Origin of the sequence: Streptomyces sp. NPDC001868 (assembly GCF_040297125.1) — a bacterium.
In the GTDB taxonomy this organism is placed as follows: Bacteria; Actinomycetota; Actinomycetes; order Streptomycetales; family Streptomycetaceae; genus Streptomyces.
In genome coordinates, this window is sequence record NZ_JBEOYO010000012.1 from 1 (window position 1) to 17,471 (window position 17,471).

14 protein-coding genes are annotated in these 17,471 nt (G+C 72.3%); 3 read left to right on the top strand and 11 right to left on the bottom strand.

Translation table 11 applies throughout. The features are described from left to right. Positions 1–246: hypothetical protein (locus tag ABT147_RS16400; protein WP_351406378.1), on the top strand; the 246-nt coding region annotated here is incomplete at its 5' end. A 257-nt stretch (positions 247–503) separates the two neighbouring features. Here the strand turns inward: ABT147_RS16400 and ABT147_RS16405 are convergent. After that, positions 504–1,511 (bottom strand): stage II sporulation protein M, encoded by a 1,008-nt coding sequence (locus ABT147_RS16405; protein WP_351406379.1) that lies wholly within the window; start codon positions 1,509–1,511, stop codon positions 504–506. Positions 1,512–1,651: 140 nt separating this feature from the next. Between ABT147_RS16405 and ABT147_RS16410 the strand changes: the two genes are divergently transcribed. Continuing rightward, positions 1,652–2,644, top strand: a complete 993-nt coding sequence (locus ABT147_RS16410) for an RDD family protein (RefSeq protein ID WP_351406380.1) — start codon at positions 1,652–1,654, stop codon at positions 2,642–2,644. Positions 2,645–2,739: 95 nt separating this feature from the next. On the opposite strand, the gene ABT147_RS16415 is transcribed toward ABT147_RS16410, so the two are convergent. The 8 genes from ABT147_RS16415 to ABT147_RS16450 all read right to left on the bottom strand — a co-directional run bounded on the left by ABT147_RS16415 (position 2,740) and on the right by ABT147_RS16450 (position 11,229). Then, positions 2,740–3,354 (bottom strand): hypothetical protein, encoded by a 615-nt coding sequence (locus ABT147_RS16415; RefSeq protein WP_351406382.1) that lies wholly within the window; start codon positions 3,352–3,354, stop codon positions 2,740–2,742. Between the two features lie 162 nt (positions 3,355–3,516). Beyond that, positions 3,517–4,974: an adenosylhomocysteinase gene (gene ahcY / locus ABT147_RS16420; protein WP_351406383.1), complete on the bottom strand. Its 1,458-nt coding sequence runs from the start codon at positions 4,972–4,974 to the stop codon at positions 3,517–3,519. 337 nt (positions 4,975–5,311) lie between these two features. Further along, positions 5,312–6,289 (bottom strand): cation diffusion facilitator family transporter, encoded by a 978-nt coding sequence (locus tag ABT147_RS16425; protein ID WP_351406384.1) that lies wholly within the window; start codon positions 6,287–6,289, stop codon positions 5,312–5,314. A 187-nt stretch (positions 6,290–6,476) separates the two neighbouring features. Beyond that, positions 6,477–7,628, bottom strand: coding sequence for a mannose-6-phosphate isomerase, class I (gene manA, locus ABT147_RS16430; RefSeq protein WP_351406385.1), 1,152 nt, complete (start codon positions 7,626–7,628; stop codon positions 6,477–6,479). A 66-nt stretch (positions 7,629–7,694) separates the two neighbouring features. Continuing rightward, complete coding sequence (locus tag ABT147_RS16435) at positions 7,695–8,822, bottom strand: SIS domain-containing protein (protein WP_351406388.1); 1,128 nt, start codon at positions 8,820–8,822, stop codon at positions 7,695–7,697. A gap of 99 nt (positions 8,823–8,921) precedes the next feature. Then, positions 8,922–9,092 carry a Trm112 family protein gene (locus ABT147_RS16440; RefSeq protein ID WP_152169360.1) on the bottom strand — a complete coding sequence of 57 codons (171 nt, stop codon included), beginning with the start codon at positions 9,090–9,092 and terminating at the stop codon, positions 8,922–8,924. 211 nt (positions 9,093–9,303) lie between these two features. Next, a complete protein-coding gene (locus ABT147_RS16445; RefSeq protein ID WP_351406390.1) occupies positions 9,304–10,668 on the bottom strand; it encodes a phosphomannomutase/phosphoglucomutase in 1,365 nt (454 codons plus the stop codon). Positions 10,669–10,806: 138 nt separating this feature from the next. After that, complete coding sequence (locus tag ABT147_RS16450; protein ID WP_351406393.1) at positions 10,807–11,229, bottom strand: DUF3499 domain-containing protein; 423 nt, start codon at positions 11,227–11,229, stop codon at positions 10,807–10,809. Positions 11,230–11,589: 360 nt separating this feature from the next. Here ABT147_RS16450 and ABT147_RS16455 point away from each other — a divergent pair, with 360 nt between their 5' ends. Continuing rightward, a complete protein-coding gene (locus ABT147_RS16455) occupies positions 11,590–12,045 on the top strand; it encodes a metallopeptidase family protein (protein WP_351406721.1) in 456 nt (151 codons plus the stop codon). 235 nt (positions 12,046–12,280) lie between these two features. Here ABT147_RS16455 and ABT147_RS16460 read toward each other — a convergent pair whose 3' ends face one another. Together ABT147_RS16460 and ABT147_RS16465 are read right to left on the bottom strand one after the other, a co-directional pair. Next, complete coding sequence (locus ABT147_RS16460; RefSeq protein WP_351406395.1) at positions 12,281–13,801, bottom strand: DUF5719 family protein; 1,521 nt, start codon at positions 13,799–13,801, stop codon at positions 12,281–12,283. Next, positions 13,798–17,433 (bottom strand): glycosyltransferase, encoded by a 3,636-nt coding sequence (locus tag ABT147_RS16465; RefSeq protein ID WP_351406398.1) that lies wholly within the window; start codon positions 17,431–17,433, stop codon positions 13,798–13,800. The genes ABT147_RS16460 and ABT147_RS16465 overlap by 4 nt, the downstream gene beginning before the upstream one ends. Between the last annotated feature and the right edge of the window lie 38 nt (positions 17,434–17,471).

The window sequence follows — 17,471 nt, forward strand, 5'->3', positions numbered from 1 at the left end:
CCCAAACCGGATGACCCGGCCGGGAACGGGGTATCAACATATCTGGCGTTGATTTTTGGCACGCTGTTGAGTTCTCAAGGAACGGACGCTTCCTTTGTACTCACCCAAGCTAGTCTCGGGCTTTCCTCCGGGCAGTTTCCCTTCGGTCTTGCTGTTTTGCGTTTCCAACCTTACCAGATCCGTTTTCCGTTCCGTTTCCGGTCGGATTTCATTTCCGGTGGCCGTTGGAGGGCCTTGCCTAATTAATTGCCTTTCGGCTTTCTTTCGGCGAGTCCGACTTTATCAGAAGTTTTTGGCCGGACTGACCGACCGCTCGATCCTGAATCATCGGAGTGGGCTCACTCGGGAAATCATATTCGCGAGAAGCCGATAGATTTTCACTGTCACCCTAGGGCATATCCACCTCTAGGCAACTGTTCTAATCTACCTCCCCACAGTCACCGTGTCAACGGCTCTTGCGGGAACGAAGAGGAGACTAACAGCCCGGGAGGGGTGGATGCACATCAGGCGGCCGTAGGCACCGCGGCACTGCGTTCGTGCTCCTCGACGTCGCCCGTGTCACCGGCACGGACGGCGCGCCCGCCCAGGACGTAGACGTACGCGAGGAAGGCGAGCTCGGCGAGGACGCCGATGGTGATGCGGGCCCAGGTGGGCAGGCCGGACGGGGTGACGAAGCCTTCGATGGCGCCGGAGACGAAGAGGACCAGCGCCAGGCCTATCGCCATGCCCACGGCGGCTCGCCCCTCCTCGGCCAGTGCCGAACGGCGCGTACGCGGGCCTGGGTCGATGACGGTCCAGCCGAGGCGCAGGCCCGTGCCGGCGGCGACGAAGACAGCCGTCAGTTCGAGGAGGCCGTGCGGGAGGATCAGGCCGAGGAAGACGTCCAGGCGGCCGGCCGACGTCATCAGGCCGATGCCGACACCCAGGTTGAGCATGTTCAGCAGCAGGATCCAGAGGACCGGCAGGCCCAGGAAGATGCCCAGGACCAGGCACATCGCGGCGGCCTGGGCGTTGTTCGTCCAGACCTGGGCGGCGAAGGACGCGGCGGGATGGCTGGAGTAGTACGTCTCGTACTGGCCGCCGGGGCGGGTCATCTCGCGCAGTGCGTCGGGGGCCGCGATGGAGGCCTGGACCTCCGGGTGGGTGCCGATCCACCACCCCAGGATCACGGCGACGAGGGTGGAGAGCAGTGCGGTGGGGACCCACCAGTGACGGGAGCGGTAGACCGCGGCGGGGAAGCCATGGGTCAGGAAGCGGGTGACGTCGCGCCAGGAGGCACGGCGGTTCCCTGTCACGGCACTACGCGCGCGTGCCACCAATTGGCTGAGGCGGCCGGTGAGCTGAGGGTCCGGAGCGCTCGACTGGATCAGTGAGAGATGGGTGGCCGTGCGCTGGTAGAGAGCGACGAGTTCGTCGACCTCGGCTCCGTTGAGGCGGCGCTGGCGTCGGAGCAGGGCGTCGAGGCGGTCCCACTCGGCACGATGGGCGGACACGAAGACATCGAGGTCCATCGGGTGTGCTGCTCCTCGTCCCTCTCACTACTGCGTGTCGGCTTGTCGTACTGGTCGTACTGCGGCGCGATGTGACCTCAGCTTGGCAGACTGGCCACTCTCGGGGCAGGTCAGGGGATGAAACCGGAAGGACTACGGGTGTGAGTGAGCTAGTGACGGGCGAGGCGGTGGCGCTGGAGCTGCGTCCCGCGAAGCTGCCGAGCCGGGCGCTGGCCGTGCTGCTCGACCTGATCGTGGCCATGGTCGTGTATCTCGCGGTGGTCCTGGTCCTGGTGCTGTCGACAGCCGGCCTCGACGAGGCCGCGCAGATGGCGATATCCATCGCGAGCTTCCTGCTCGTCCTGGTGGGTGGGCCGATCGCGGTGGAGACGCTGAGCCATGGGCGTTCGCTGGGGAAGCTGGCGTGCGGGCTGCGGGTGGTGCGGGACGACGGTGGGCCGATCCGGTTCCGGCACGCGCTGGTGCGCGGTGCGGTCGGGGTGGTCGAGATCCTGGTGACGTTCGGGGTCGTCGCGTGCATCGCCTCGCTGGTGTCGGCGCGGGGGCGGCGGCTGGGTGACGTGTTCGCGGGGACGCTGGTGGTGCGGGAGCGGGTGCCGGCCGGGCGGACGGCGTTCGTGCCTCCGCCGCCGCCCTGGCTCGCGGGGCAGTTCTCCGGGCTGGACCTGTCCGCGGTTCCGGACGGGCTGTGGCTGGCCGTCCGGCAGTACCTGACACGGATGCGGCAGCTGGACCCGCAGGTCGGTGCGGCGATGGCGGAACGTCTCGCCGCTGACCTCGCGGCGCGTACGGGGGCTCCGGCGCCGTACGGGGTGCCGCCGGGCGCGTATCTGGCGGCGGTGGTGCACGAGCGGCAGGCGCGGGAGGCGCGCCAGGCGTTCGGGGGCGCGCGGGGCGGGGCTCAACCTCCGGTGGCCCAGCCACCCGTGGCTCCAGCTGCCCAGCCTCCCTCGGCTCCGGTGTACGCCCCGCCCGGGCAGTACGTGAGCCCGTCCCCGCAGACGGGTGCCTCGGGGTATGTGCCGCCGGCGGGGCCCACGGGGGTCGCTCCCGGTGGAGCTGTTCCCGAAGCGCCGGGAGCCCCGCAGCCGCCTGCCGAGCGGCCGGGCACGGGGTTCGCGCCGCCTGCGTAGGCCTTACCGGCGGTTGGCGGCTGCGTAGGCCTCACCGGCGCCTACGTATGCCCTCATCGGCGGTCGTCCGAGCCGCTGGCTGCCGGACACCGGCGTCAGTCGAACGTCGACGGCGGTGTTTCCAGGTGCTCCAGCTCGATTCCGGGTGCCGCCAGGACCACGTCGCCCGCTAGGTGAACGGTGTGCCGCTCGCCCGTGTCCAGGGCTGTGACCTGGTATTCGTCCACGGTCAGAGGGCCGTTGTCAGTGGCGTGTGCTTCTCTTTCGATCAAGGCCCAGGACTGGTCGAGGGTGCGCGGGGCGAGGACCGGGTCGGTGAAGGCGACGAGGCGTACGCGGGTGGCGGGCGCGGAGGGGGTGAGGCGCAGGAGGCGGGCGGTGGCGACCAGGAAGGCCGGGGAGGTGCCGGTGAAGGCGTGGGCGGGGACGTTGCCTTCGGTGGCCTCCGTGCCGGTGGGGTCGGTGCGGACCCAGGTGACGCCGTCGAGAGCGGCGCCGCGGACCTGCCAGCTCGCGGCGTGGAGTTCGAGGCGGATGGGGCGGCCGAGTTCGTCGAGGGCCAGGTCGACGGAGCCGACGTGGTCGCCGGACGGGGCGGTCAGCTGGGAGACATAGCGCCAGCCGGACGGGCCGGGCGCGCAGTGGAAGTGTTCTTCGGCGAGGAGGGTGTGGTCGTGCAGGTCATGAAGCGAATACCGGCCGCGGGGCATGGGCGTCCTGGGTCTTGACGGGCTGGTCCGGCCGGCGAGCGAGGCGGAAGGCCGAACGGGCAGGCCCCCGGCACGGGGGTGCGGGGGCCTGCCTGGGAGCTGCTGCCGGGACGGGTGGGTCCGTGCGTGGACGCACCCGCCGCCGGGCGGATCAGTGGCGGATCAGTAGCGGTAGTGATCCGGCTTGTACGGGCCCTCGACCTGCACGCCGATGTACGCGGCCTGCTCGGGGCGGAGCGTCGTGAGCTTCACGCCGAGCGCGTCGAGGTGGAGGCGGGCGACCTTCTCGTCGAGGTGCTTGGGCAGCGTGTAGACGCCGGTCGGGTACTCGGCCTGCTTGGTGAACAGCTCGATCTGGGCCAGGGTCTGGTCCGCGAAGGAGTTGGACATCACGAAGGACGGGTGACCGGTGGCGTTGCCCAGGTTCAGCAGTCGGCCCTCGGACAGGACGATGAGGACCTTGCCGTCGGGGAACTTCCAGGTGTGGACCTGGGGCTTGACCTCGTCCTTGACGATGCCGGGGATCTTCGCGAGGCCGGCCATGTCGATCTCGTTGTCGAAGTGGCCGATGTTGCCGACGATGGCCTGGTGCTTCATCTTGGCCATGTCGGCGGCCATGATGATGTCCTTGTTGCCGGTCGTGGTGATGAAGATGTCGGCCTTGTCGACGACGTCGTCGAGGGTGGCGACCTGGTAGCCGTCCATCGCTGCCTGGAGCGCGCAGATCGGGTCGATCTCGGTGACGATCACGCGGGCGCCCTGGCCGCGGAGGGACTCCGCGCAGCCCTTGCCCACGTCGCCGTAGCCGAAGACGACGGCGGTCTTGCCGCCGATGAGGACGTCGGTGGCGCGGTTGATGCCGTCGATCAGGGAGTGGCGGCAGCCGTACTTGTTGTCGAACTTCGACTTGGTGACGGCGTCGTTCACGTTGATCGCCGGGAACAGCAGGTCGCCGTCACGCTGCATCTCGTACAGGCGGTGGACGCCGGTGGTGGTCTCCTCGGTCACGCCGCGGATCTCAGAGGCGAGCTGGGTCCACTTCTGCGAGCCCTCGGTGATGGTCCGGCCGAGGAGTTCGAGGACGACGCGGTGCTCGTCGGACTCGGCGGTGTCGAGGGAGGGGACCTTGCCCTCCTTCTCGTACTGGACACCCTTGTGGACGAGCATAGTGGCGTCGCCGCCGTCGTCCAGGATCATGTTCGGGCCGCCGGTGGGGGTGTTCGGCCAGGTCAGCGCCTGCTCCGTGCACCACCAGTACTCCTCCAGGGTCTCGCCCTTCCAGGCGAAGACCGGGACGCCCTGCGGGTTCTCGGGCGTACCGTTCGGGCCGACCGCGATCGCGGCGGCCGCGTGGTCCTGGGTGGAGAAGATGTTGCAGGACACCCAGCGGACCTGGGCGCCCAGGGCGACCAGGGTCTCGATCAGGACGGCGGTCTGCACGGTCATGTGCAGCGAGCCCATGATCCGGGCGCCGGCCAGCGGCTGAGTGGCGGCGAACTCCCTGCGGATCGCCATCAGGCCGGGCATCTCGTGCTCGGCGAGAGTGATCTCCTTGCGGCCGAACTCGGCCAGGGAGAGGTCGGCGACCTTGAAGTCCTGCCGGTTGTCGACAGTCGTCATTGCGAACTGCTCCTCGGTGTCGGGTCGAGGGTGGGTAGGGCTGGTCTGCGCGGCGGCGGACACAGGGGTGCCCCGAAGAGGACACAGGCATGCCCGCGTGCGCGCAGCGCAGTCCGTCGGAGGCCCTCTCTCCCTCGGCCGGTCCCGGTGGGACCGCCCGACCGCCATCAGCAGCGACGTCTGGCTCCGTCCCAAGCTACACCGGTCGGCCCGGCCGCCCCAGTCCGCCTGCGTACAGATCAAGCCGAAGGGGCTGGGGATCGGCGGGCCGGGGACGAAGCAGGGCCCGTCGCGTTGGTGCGCGACGGGCCCTGCTGTCCTGCGGAGTGCCGGTGGGTCAGTGACCGGCGGTGGGGGCCGGGCCGCCGGGGGCGGCCTCGGGGTCGGCGCCCTTGGCGGCTTCCGTCTCGCTGTAGATGTCGGGTTCGAGGTAGATGACGCGGGCGATCGGGACGGCCTCACGGATGCGGGCCTCGGCGGCGTCGATCGCGTGGGCGACCTCGGTGGCCGTTTCGTCGTGCCGGACGGCGATCTTGGCGGCGACGAGCAGTTCCTCGGGGCCGAGGTGGAGCGTGCGCATGTGGATGATGGCGGGGACGGTGTCGCCGTCGACGATCGCGGCCTCGATCTTCCTGACGTCCTCCACGCCGGCGGCCTCGCCCAGGAGCAGCGACTTGGTCTCGGCGGCCAGGACGATCGCGATGAGGATCAGCAGGACACCGATGCAGAGCGTGCCGATGCCGTCCCAGATGCCGTCGCCGGTGGCGAGGGCCAGGCCGACGCCGCCGAGGGCGAGGATCAGACCGACGAGCGCTCCCAGGTCCTCAAGGAGCACGACGGGGAGCTCGGGGGCCTTGGCGTGGCGTACGAACCCCTTCCAGGACTGCGTGCCGCGGAGCGTGTTGGACTCCTTGATGGCGGTCCGGAAGGAGAAGGTCTCGGCGATGATCGCGAAGACGAGGACGCCGACCGGCCAGATCCAGTTCTCGATCTCGTGCGGGTCCTTGATCTTCTCGTAGCCCTCGTAGATGGCGAACATGCCGCCGACGGAGAAGAGGACGATGGAGACGAGGAAGGCGTAGATGTACCGCTCGCGGCCGTAGCCGAAGGGGTGTTGCGGGGTCGCCTCGCGCTGGGCCTTCTTGCCGCCGAGGAGGAGCAGGCCCTGGTTGCCGGAGTCGGCGAGGGAGTGCACGGACTCCGCGAGCATCGATGACGAGCCGCTGAAGACGAACGCCACGAACTTCGCTACCGCGATCGCGAGGTTGGCGGCGAGTGCCGCCACGATCGCCTTGGTGCCGCCTGACGCGCTCATGTGTCCGAGGTGTCCCTTCGCCTACGCGTATGTCTGTGCATGGGCATGGGTACCCACGCTTCCGTCCGTCACCGGCCGGGCTTTGCCCGCCTTTTGCAGGGGGCATTGTTGCAGCCCGGTCCGGCGTCGGTGCGCCAGGCTCTGGATCAGGGGCCGTTCCCGCCGCTCGCGCGACGGCTCGCGCGGCTCAGGCGACCACGGTGGCGCGGAACAGGGTGCCCGGTCCGGACACCTCCGCCTTCTCGTCCGCCGGGACGAAGACGGACTCGCCGGGGGCGAGCGTGTGTTCGCCCGCGCGGACCGAACCGGCCGTGCAGAGGAGGATCTGCGGGGTGGCGCGGGTGAGATCGTGCGGGGCGGTGGCCTCGGGGAGGACGAAGCGGGAGAGGCGGAACTCGTCGATGGGGGTCTCGTAGACCTCCTCGCCGTCGGGGGACGCCTCGGGACGCAGGACGCCGGGGTCGGTCGCCTCGAAGCGGACGATGCGCAGGAGTTCGGGGACGTCGACGTGCTTGGGGGTCAGGCCGCAGCGCAGGACGTTGTCGGAGTTGGCCATGATCTCGACGCCGAGGCCGTTGAGGTAGGCGTGCGGGATGCCTGCGCCGAGGAACAGGGCCTCGCCGGGCTGCAGGCGTACGTGGTTGAGCAGCATCGCGGCGATGACGCCGGGGTCGCCCGGGTAGTGGTGGGCGATGTCGGCGTACGGGGCGTAGGCGCCGCCGAGGCGGGCGCAGGCGGCCGCGGCCTCGGTGACCGTGTGGGTCATCTCCTCGGGGTCGGCGCCCAGGACGGCGGTCAACACCTCGCGCAGCGCGGCCTCTTCGGGGTGGGCGTGCAGGAGGTCGGCGTACGGCTTGAGGGAGTCGACGTCGAGGGCGGCGAGCAGGTCGGCGGCCTGGAGCGGGTCGCGGAAGCCGCAGAGGCCGTCGAACTCCGTGAGGGCGCAGATCAGTTCGGGCTTGTGGTTGGCGTCCTTGTAGTTGCGGTGGCCCGCGTCGATCGGGATGCCGCGCCGCTCCTCGTCCTCGTAGCCCTCCCTGGCCTGTTCGAGGTCGGGGTGGACCTGGAGGGAGAGGGGGGCTCCGGCGGCGAGGAGCTTGAGGAGGAACGGGAGGCGGGGGCCGAACTTGGCGACGGTGCGCGCGCCCAGCTCTCGCTCCGGGGCCTCGTCGATCACCTCGGTGAGGGGGCCGCGTCCGGTGCGCGAGGGGGCGCCGGGGTGGGCTCCCATCCACATCTCCGCCTGCGGCTCGCCGGTGGGGGCCACGCCGAGGAGCTGCGGGATGGCGGTGGTCGAGCCCCAGGCGTAGGGGCGGACGGTGTTGTCGAGGCGGTCCATGGTGTGTGCTTCTCCGTAGGTGGGGAGCCGGCCGAGGCCCCGGTCAGGGTCGGGCTCCGGTAAAGATCAGGCTCCGGAAGCGAGCGACAGGTAAACGGCGGCGAAATCCGTGATGGCGATCATCTCCGCGAGGGTTTCCAGGTCGCTGCCCTCCTCGGGTTCCAGCTCGCTGATCGCGGTGTCGTGGCCGAGGGCCAGCTCGCGGGCGGACGGTACGGCGCTCAGGCCCCCGGTCGGGCGGTCGCGGACGAGCACCACGCGCGCGTGCAGCACGGGTGCGTCCTCGACGCGGTCGCGGAAGAAGTCGTCGGGGTCGGCGTTCGCGGCGAGCGGGCCGGACAGCAGCACCGTGTGCGAGGCGAGGGCCTCAGGGAGCTGGGCGGCGAGCGCGGGGCGGCCCGCCAGTTCGGAGAGGGCGGAGGCGAAACGCCGGCCCACCGGGCCCGCGGCCTGTCCTTCGGTCCAGATCAGCGGGAGCACGTCCGCCAGCTCGGCGGCGAGCGTCTTGGCGGGGTTGCTGTAGGTGGCGATGGCCGGGCCGCAGCGCTCGGCGACGTGGTCGAGGCGGTCGGCGACCTTCTGCAGGGCGTCCGGCGGGGCGGCGACCAGGCCGGTGCGGTCCAGCAGCGCGAGCATCGGGGTGAGCAGCGCCCACAGGATGCCGGGGGCGGCGGCGCCGAGGGGCACCTCCTGCTCGTACGGGGCGGTCGCCATCGGTACGAAGAGGCCGTGGGCGCCTTCGACCGCCGTGGCGACGGGGCTGTGGGCCGGGGCGACGGCGACGACCGTGCTGCCCCGGCGGTACGCCTGGTCGACGAGGAGCGCCAGGCCGGGTTCGCTGCCGTCCGCGGTGGCGACCAGGAGGAGGTCGACCGGGCCCGCCCAGCCGGGGAGCTCCCAGCGGAGGGCGCCCGCGGCGGGGGCCACGCCGGAGGGGTGGAGGCGGATGATGGGGCAGCTCGATCCGGCGAGGGCGCCGAGCAGGTCGGCGACGCCCGCGGAGGCCATGCCGGGGCCCGCGATCAGGAGGGCGCGGGGGCGGCCGTCCGGTTTCAGGTCCGGGATGCCGGCCTCGATACCGAGGCGGATGGCCGTACGGACCCGGGCGCCGGCCTCGGCGGCGCCGCGGAGCAGGTCGCGGCGGTCCGCCTCCGACAAGGCGTCGGGGGTGTCCAGCAACGATTCGTCGAGCATGGGCGGAAGTCTCCGATCGCCGGGTGCCCTGGTCGCCCGTACGCCGGGTTTCCCGGTTCGTACGGGGTTACGCCTTGCGTGCGAGCTTGGTCGCGCGGGTCACTCGGGGCGGCGGGCCTCGTCGACGAGGAGTACGGGGATGCCGTCCCGGATCGGGTAGGCGAGGCCGCAGTCCTGGCTTGTGCACGTCAGCTCGGTGTCCTCCTCCGTGAGGGGGGCGTGGCACGCCGGGCAGGCGAGGATCTCCAGGAGGCCGGCTTCGAGCGGCATGTCGGGGTCCCTTCGGGGGGCGGGGTTTTTGCGGTGCGGCCTGGTCAGAGTACCGCCGTGGAGGGGTTGGTGCCGGGGTTGGGGGGAGGGGGTGTATCGCCCCCGCCGCCCCTACCCGTCCCATCCCCAGGGGCTGCGCCCCTTCGACCCCCACAGCGCGCGTCCGGTGGGGCTTCTCGCGCAGTTCCCCGCGCCCCTTCAGGGCGCGGGCTCACGCCCTGATGATCCCCAGCACCTCGTCCCGCACCTTCGCCATCGTCGTCTCGTCCCTCGCCTCGGCGTTCAGGCGGAGGAGGGGTTCCGTGTTGGAGGGGCGGACGTTGAACCACCAGTCGGCGGCGGTGACGGTGAGGCCGTCCAGCTCGTCCAGGGTGATGCCCTCCTGGCCCTCGTAGGCCGCCTTGATCGCCGCGAGGCGGCCCGTCTGGTCGGCGACCGTGGAGTTGATCTCGCCGGAGCCGGCATAGCGGTCGTACTGGGCGACGAGGCCGGAGAGGGGGCCGTCCTGGCCGCCGAGGGCGGCGAGGACGTGGAGGGCGGCCAGCATGCCCGTGTCGGCGTTCCAGAAGTCGGCGAAGTAGTAGTGGGCGGAGTGCTCGCCGCCGAAGATCGCGCCGGTCCTGGCCATCTCGGCCTTGATGAAGGAGTGGCCGACGCGGGTGCGCACCGGCGTGCCGCCGTTCTCCTTCACCACCTCCGGGACGGACCAGGACGTGATCAGGTTGTGGATGACCGTGCCCTTGCCGCCGTGCCTGGCGAGCTCGCGGGAGGCGACCAGGGCGGTGATCGCGGAGGGCGAGACGGGGTTGCCCTGCTCGTCGACGACGAAGCAGCGGTCGGCGTCGCCGTCGAAGGCGATGCCGAGGTCGGCGCCCTCCTCGCGGACCCGCTTCTGGAGGTCGACGATGTTCGCCGGGTCGAGGGGGTTGGCCTCGTGGTTCGGGAAGGTGCCGTCCAGCTCGAAGTACATGGGGACCAGGTCGAGCGGCAGGCCGGCGAAGACCGTCGGGACGGTGTGGCCGCCCATGCCGTTGCCCGCGTCGACGACGACCTTCAGGGGGCGGATCGAGGTCAGGTCGACGAGGCCGCGGAGGTGCGCCGCGTAATCCTCCAACGTGTCTCGCTGGGTGATCGTTCCCGGTGTCGCGGCCGGCGCCGGGGCGCCCGAGTCGCTCCAGCCCTCGACCAGTTCACGGATCTCGGCGAGGCCGGTGTCCTGGCCGACGGGGGCGGCGCCCGCGCGGCACATCTTGATGCCGTTGTACTGGGCGGGGTTGTGGGAGGCCGTGAACATCGCGCCGGGCAGGTTCAGCGCGCCCGACGCGTAGTACAGCTGGTCCGTCGAACAGAGGCCGATCTCGGTCACGTTCACCCCGAGCGCCGCCGCCCCGCGCGCGAAGGCACGCGACAGGCCGGGCGAGGAGGGCCGCATGTCGTGGCCGGTCACCAGGGCTTTCGCACCGGTCACCCGTACGAAGGCCGCCCCGAACAGCTCGGCCAGGGTCTCGTCCCACTGGTCCGGGACCACCCCGCGTACGTCGTACGCCTTCACGATCGTCGACAGATCAGCAGCCACGGTCAAACCCTCCTGAAGTCCTCACCGGTCACCCCAAACTACCCGCCCGAGGCGCCAGTCGGCTGTGTGACCTCTGAGAACTTCCGTGGTCCGGTGGGAGTACGCCCACGGGCCAGAGCAACGGGCCCGGCCGGGGCGTCAGTTGTCGGGTGAGCGCAGCACGCGGAGGTGGCCTCGGCGGGCGACCTCCATCGGGTCCGCCGTGCGTGGGCCGCCACCGGCTTCCGCGGCGCGCCGCTGCGGGCGGGCCGCCTCGCGCACGGCGTTGGCGAGCGCCTCCAGGTCGTCACCGCTGGGGCGCGCGGGGGCCGAGGCGTCCAGCAGCCGTACGACCTCCCAGCCGCGCGGCGCGGTGAGGCGCTCGGAGTGCTCGGCGCACAGGTCGTAGCAGTGGGGTTCGGCGTAGGTGGCGAGGGGGCCGAGGACCGCGGTCGAGTCGGCGTAGACGTACGTCAGCGTCGCGACGGCGGGGCGGCCGCAAGCGGTGCGCGAACAGCGACGTACAGGGCTCACGACGTTGGACGGTACCGCACTCTTGAGCGGGCCGCGACGACTCTCCACCAGGTCACTCCACCGTGTCGTGCTGTGAAACGCCCCACACGCCCCTCCGGACCCACCGCGTTGACCTGCGAGTAACCCCTCGTCCGGGATGCCGAACGGCCCTGAATGCGGTCAACTTTAGGTACAAACCATGCCAATTGGCGTGAGTTCGGCGGTCTCGGAGAGATACGGAATCGAGCCCAACCTTGGCTGGAATGGTCATCCCGCGACATGCCGTACGGGCCGCCGCGACCCCGTCGTGCGGCGAGCCGGTTGGACATGCCAGGTCAGCGGTGTCGGGTCAGCGGTGTCTGGTGGTGCGTGCCGCCGGGGGCGTGGAGCCGGGCGGGCGGACCTCGCGGGGACTACGCTTCACAGGTGATGGACAACCTCGTACCGCCCCGCGCCGCCTCCGCACCCGGGCCCCGCCGCCGAGATCGGCACGGCAGGGGGATGCGTGGGCCCATCGCGCCGCCGCAGGTGCCGCTCTCGGCGAGTCGGGCGGATGTGTTCGCGAATCTGGTGCAGGACTCCGTGGAGCGGCTGGAGCGGCGGTTGCCGCAGCTGGCGGACATCGACTTCCTCGTGCTGGAGGTGCCTCGGCTCGACGGGCCGGTGGACGGGGCCTGGAACGACGAGGCCGTGCCGCTCGGGGGGACCGTGGCGGCGCGGGAGGGGCGGCCGGCTCGGGTCGTGGTGTATCGGCGGCCGGTGGAGATTCGCACGAAGGGGCGGGAGGAGCGGGCCGCGCTGGTGCATGAGGTCGTGGTGGAGCAGGTGGCGGAGTTGCTGGGGCTGAATCCGGAGAGTGTGGATCCTCGGTACGGGGAGGACTGAACCGTGGGTTCGCCCGGGGTGGGTGGGTCGGCGCGGGTTCGGTGGGGGTTCTCGCGCAGTTCCCCGCGCTCCTGAGATGCCGGGGCTGCGCCCCGTGCATTTCAGGCCCGCAGCCCCGTCGACTTCCAGGCCCGCAGGGGCCTGAAGCTTTTAGGGGCGCGGGGAACTGCGCGACCAGCCCCCACCCACCCGCACTCGCCGACGCACCGAACCCCCCACCCCCTCCCGCGAAGCGCTACCTCTGCAGGATCGACAGGTCTTGGCGGGCCTCCGGGACGGCTACCGTGCCTCGGTCGTCCGGGAGGGTTTGGATGGTGAAGGCGGGGACGGTGTCGAGCTTGGATTCGAGGGTGCGGGAGGCGTAGACGGGGCCGCCGGAGGTGGGTTCGACGGTGAGGGCGTAGGTGCCCTTGAGGCCGGCCGGGGCGGGCATGTCGACGTTCTGGGTGGTGCCGGCCTTGATCGTGAACGTCTTCGTCGTGGGCTCGCCCCCGCCGCTGCCGGCGGACGCGGTGACCTTGACCTCGGCCGCGCCGTTCGGGGCGGTGAGGGCGAGGGTCGTGCCCTTGGCACGGTTGTCGGCGACCGTGGCGCGCGCGCCGACCGCGCGGGTCGCCGGGATGAAGGCCGTCTCCTGGTTGGCGCCCTTGCCCCGCACGACGCGGAGCGCGGCCACCACCGGGACCGACTGGCCGGTGGGGGTGAGGATGAGGGATCCGGCCTCGCCGCGCGTGATGTCACCCAGATCGGCGGTGGCGGTCATCCCCCCCTTGACGTGCAGCGTCTCGTTGCCGGCCGGGGTGATCGTGCCGTTGGGCGAGGCGAGGCGGAGCTTCAGGTCGGCGTCGGTCTCGCCGGGGGTGAAGGCGACGAGGGTCACGGAGGTGGCGTCCTTCGGGATGCCGGGGAGGACCAGGCTGCCGGCCGGGTCGGCCGCGGCGGCGAGCCAGTCGCCGCCCTGCTTGTCGTCGAGGGCCTGGACCGCCGCGGCGACCCGGCCGCTGCGGACGCTGACGTGGACTGTGAGGTCGGCCTCCTTCGCCGTGGCGAGCGTCGACAGCAGGACCGGCTCGGCGGCGCGGGGCTGGACCGTGATGCCGTCCCCGACCGTCGACTTCAGGGCGCCGTCCTTGCCGTACAGCTCGATGTCGACGACGGCCGCCGAGTCGTCGGGGTTGACGAGGTGGGCGTAGTCGGTGCGGCCGGCGGCGGTACTGGCGCCCGGGAACCAGAACTCCGTGTCCGGGGCGGTGCAGTTGACGCCGAGCAGGCCGCGGCCGGTGCCGGCGGCGACCTCGGTGGTCTCCTGGACCGTCCAGCCGGGCGCGAACCTCCCCTCGGCCGTGCCGATCAGCGCGGGTGAGTCGCCGCCGTCGGTGCCGCCGGTGACGGGCTTGCCGGGCTCCTTGACCTCGACGACCGGCTTGGCCGCCTTGTCGCCCTTGCCGTCCTTGCCGTCCTCGCTCTTGTCGCCCTTGCCGGGGTCCGTCGACTCCGCGCCCGCCGCGACGAGTTCGGCGCCGCCCTTGCCCGCGGTGCCCTCGGTGACGGGGGTGAAGGAGGTGTACGCGGTCTCCGCGAGGTCCGAGGTGCTCGGCTGGGGGCAGAGCAGGCTCGTGCGCTGGACGGGCAGTTGGGCGGCCGCCTTCGTGGTGGTGTCGCCGCCGGAGGCGTCGGGCGTGGTGAGCACCGCGAAGCCGGTGACGGCGGCGAGGGCGGTCGCGCCGGCGATCAGGGACAGGGTCTGGCGGTTCACTGCTGGCTCCCGTCGGGGCGCTCACTGTCGGGGCCGGTGCCGTGCGACGGGTCGTACGTCGCGTCGTAGCCCTGGGTGTACGTCTGGTCGTACGAGGCGGTGTTGCCCCCGTAGGAGGCGTACGGGTCGTACTGGCCGCCCTGGTCGGGGTCGGCCTGGTAGTACTGCTGCTGGTCGTACGCGCCCGCCGGGTACTGCTGGGCGCCCTGGTACTGCTGGTCGTACTGGCCGTACTCGGCGCCCGCGCCCGTCTGGTTCGCGTCCCACTCGCCGTACGTCTGCTGCTGCGGGACGGGGGCGGCGACCGGGAACTCCTCGGGAGGGGCGGTCGGGTCGGGGTCGGCGGACTGTTCGGCCTCGGCCTCCGCCTGGGCGCGCAGGCGGCGGGCGCGGCGGCCGTCGCCCGTGACGTCCTGGGCGGGGACGGCGACGGGCTCGTCGGGGAGGTCGTCGTCGACGTCCCTGCGGCGGCCGGGGAGGGCGAGGACCACGAGGACGACGGCGAGCGAGCCCTGGGCCCACAGCCAGCCGGTGTGGCTGACGGGGGCGTCGAAGGTGACGTCCAGCCGGCCGCCGTCCACGGGCAGCTGGAAGCCCTGGGCCCAGCCGTCGACCGTGGTCGCGGTGAGCGGCTTGCCGTCGAGGGTGGCGGTCCAGGACTCGTCGGCGGTGTCGGCGAGGCGCAGGACGCGGCCCGAGCCGCCGGCCGGGATGGTGGTGTGCACGTCGACGGGGCCGGCGGCGACGGCCTTCGGCTCGCCGGAGGAGGCCTCGATGGTGACGCGGGAGACCTGGCGGTCCACCCGCCACAGGGCGCTGCCGTCCTGCTGGCTGAGGCGGCTCAGGCCGGGCGTGGCGTCCAGGACGCGGGCGACCTCGCGGGGCGCGCCCGGGCGGACCAGGACGTACCGCACGGCGAAGCCGCCGAGCTCGTCGGTCTGGTCGGCGCCGGAGCCCGCGACGAGGTTGGCGACGACCTTGTCCAGTTGCTCGCTGTCCCCGGCGGCGGCGGTGAGTTCGGCGTCGCCGAGGCGGACGCCGGAGCCTCGGACCAGGGTGTAGCCGACCTCGGCGGTGGAGTCGCTGTCGAGGACCAGGGTGCGGGCCTGGTCGCGGGTGCCGCTCTCCTCGGCGACGAACGCGGGCACCTGGACGGGGTCGCGGCGCTCCAGGGGGCCGTCGGCGCCGCCGAGCACCCATCCTGCGGCGGCCAGCAGCGGGCCGACGGCGGCGGCGAGCGCGATGAGCACGGCCACCGGCTGCCGCCAGCCGAAGCTCTGCTTGGCCACGCGGTGGCGTGCCCCGTCGGCACCCAGGGTGGCGGCGGCGAGGAGGGCGATGCCGTGGACGAGGGTGGCGGGGCCGGCCCAGGTGGAGGCGTTGGAGAGGACCGCGAAGACCAGGGCCACCAGGGCGGCGGTCCAGGCGGTCCGGATCGCCGGCTGCCGTTCCGAGCGGAGCAGGGCGGCCAGCGCGGCCAGGACGACACCGATGAGCGTCAGCCCGCCGACCGTGCCGGGGCCGCCGGGGCTGATGCCGAGCAGGTCGGTCGCCGAGGCGGTGCCGCTGCCGTACTCCAGACCGGCCTCCTCGAAGAAGCCGAACGGCAGGAGCGTCAGCGACCAGGGGGCGAGGATCAGCAGCGGGGTGCCCAGCTGGGCGAGGAAGCGCGGGCCGTAGGCGGTGAGTTCGCGGCGGCGCACGGCGAGCAGGCCGAGGCCGAGGAGCAGCGCGATGGGCCACACGATCGGGGTGAACGCGGTGGTGATCGTCAGCAGCAGCGCGTACGCCCAGGTGGCACGCCAGCTGCCGCGCGCCCCCGTGCTGTTGGTGAGGCCGCCGGCCGCCGCACCCGCGCGGGCGACGAGGGGCAGCAGGACCGCGAGGACGGCGGTGCCGATGCGGCCGGTGGCGAGCGCGCCGGTGACGGCGGGCAGGAAGGCGTACACGACGGCCGCCCAGGCGCGCAGCAGCCGGGACTCGACCAGGGGGCGCGAGGCGAAGTACGCGGTGAAGCCGGCCAGGGGCACGGACGCCACGAGGAGCACGGTGACCGCGAGCCCGGCGGAGCCGAAGAGCAGGGAGGCGAGCATGGCCACGATCGCCAGGTACGGCGGCGCGGCCTCGGCGCCGCCCGCGCCGACCGGGTGCCAGCCGTCCAGGTAGCGCGACCACAGCTCGGCCGAGTCGGCGGGGGCGGGCAGCAGGGTGCCGCCCGCGAGGGCGCCGCCGCCGAGCAGTTCGCGGCAGGCGACGAGCGAGGCGAGCAGCAGGAGTGCGAAGAGCACCGGCCCGGGTGCGCGCGCGACGCGCTTGAGCCGGGCGAACTGCTCGACCTGCAGGAAGTCGGCGTCGTCGTCCCCGGGGCCCGACTCGACCGCGCCGCCGTGCCGTCCGGCCTGGGAGGACTCGGCGTCGGAGCGGCCGAAGAGATCGCCCGCGGCCTGTTCGACGGTGGCCCGGACGGTCGCGCCGGGCGGTGGGAACAGCGGGCGCAGCTCGCCCTTGTCCAGCTGTGAACGGCCTCGTCTGCGCCGCCCGGCGATGATCCGCTCGGGCCGCAGCAGCACGCTCAGCAGACCTCGGATCTCGTCGACGGCCTGTCCGGGCACCTTGCCGACGAGATACGCGACGGTCCTGAGCAGGGTGCCGAGGACGACGCGCAGCAGCACCCAGGGGAGCTGTGCCGTACGGGAGTTGACGAGGAGGGTGTAGACCGCGCCCGCCTTGTCGACCATGTGCGGGGAGGCGGCGCTGCGGCCCACGCAGTCGACGGTGCGGCGCTCGCGCGAGGACGCCTCGGCGTGCCGTACGACGGCCTCGGGGGCGACGAGGACGCGGTGTCCGGCGGTGGTGGCGCGCCAGCACAGGTCGACGTCGTCCCGCATGAGGGGCAGGCGGCGGTCGAAGCCGCCCAGTTCGTCGAAGACGTCGCGGCGGATCAGCATGCCGGCGGTGGACACGGCGAGGCTGGGCTTGACGTGGTCGTGCTGGCCCTGGTCCTGCTCGCGGCGGTCCAGGCCGGTCCAGCGGCGGCCGGAGTTGGCGATGGTGACGCCGACCTCCAGGAGCTGACGGCGGTCGTACCAGCCGCGCAGCTTGGGGCCGACGACGGCGACGTCGTCCCGGCCCAGCTCGCGTTCGTTCTCCACGACCCGCAGCAGCTGGGCGAGGGCGTCGGGTTCGGGGGCGCAGTCGTCGTGCAGCAGCCACAGCCACTGGACCGGTTCTCCGTGGGGGAGCTCCGGCATGTCGTACGCGTCGTCGCGCCAGCTGCGGGTGACCGGGTCCCAGCCGCTGGGGCGCCTGAGGTAGGCCAGGTCGTCCTGGGTGAGGACGCCCGCGGTGCGGTTGGCCTCCTCGACGGCCTGGCCGAAACCGGTCCGTCGCGCGAGGTGCAGGACGCGGTCCGCGCCGAGGGCGTCGGACAGGAGCCGGGCGGAGTCGTCCGCGCTGCCGGTGTCGGCCGCCATGGCGCTCTGCACGGGGCGCTCCTGGCCGAGCAGTCCGGCGAGCGCGTCGGGCAGCCAGCGGGCGCCGTCGTGCGCGACGAGGACCGCGGTCACCACATGACGTGGGAACTCAGGAGTGGCAGCGTCTTGGTGAGCTGCGGTGTGGCTGTGCACGGACATCGAGGTACGGGCCCCGGTTCGGTGGACTGCGGTGGACG

Bases quoted from the DNA above. Each gene is read 5' to 3' on its own strand.
- ABT147_RS16465 (WP_351406398.1), bottom strand. From the start codon at position 17,433: ATGTCCGTGCACAGCCACACCGCAGCTCACCAAGACGCTGCCACTCCT.
- ABT147_RS16425 (WP_351406384.1), bottom strand. From the start codon at position 6,289: ATGAGCGCGTCAGGCGGCACCAAGGCGATCGTGGCGGCACTCGCCGCC.
- ABT147_RS16440 (WP_152169360.1), bottom strand. From the start codon at position 9,092: ATGCCGCTCGAAGCCGGCCTCCTGGAGATCCTCGCCTGCCCGGCGTGC.
- ABT147_RS16455 (WP_351406721.1), top strand. From the start codon at position 11,590: ATGGACAACCTCGTACCGCCCCGCGCCGCCTCCGCACCCGGGCCCCGC.
- ahcY (WP_351406383.1), bottom strand. From the start codon at position 4,974: ATGACGACTGTCGACAACCGGCAGGACTTCAAGGTCGCCGACCTCTCC.
- ABT147_RS16415 (WP_351406382.1), bottom strand. From the start codon at position 3,354: ATGCCCCGCGGCCGGTATTCGCTTCATGACCTGCACGACCACACCCTC.
- ABT147_RS16405 (WP_351406379.1), bottom strand. From the start codon at position 1,511: ATGGACCTCGATGTCTTCGTGTCCGCCCATCGTGCCGAGTGGGACCGC.
- manA (WP_351406385.1), bottom strand. From the start codon at position 7,628: ATGGACCGCCTCGACAACACCGTCCGCCCCTACGCCTGGGGCTCGACC.
- ABT147_RS16435 (WP_351406388.1), bottom strand. From the start codon at position 8,822: ATGCTCGACGAATCGTTGCTGGACACCCCCGACGCCTTGTCGGAGGCG.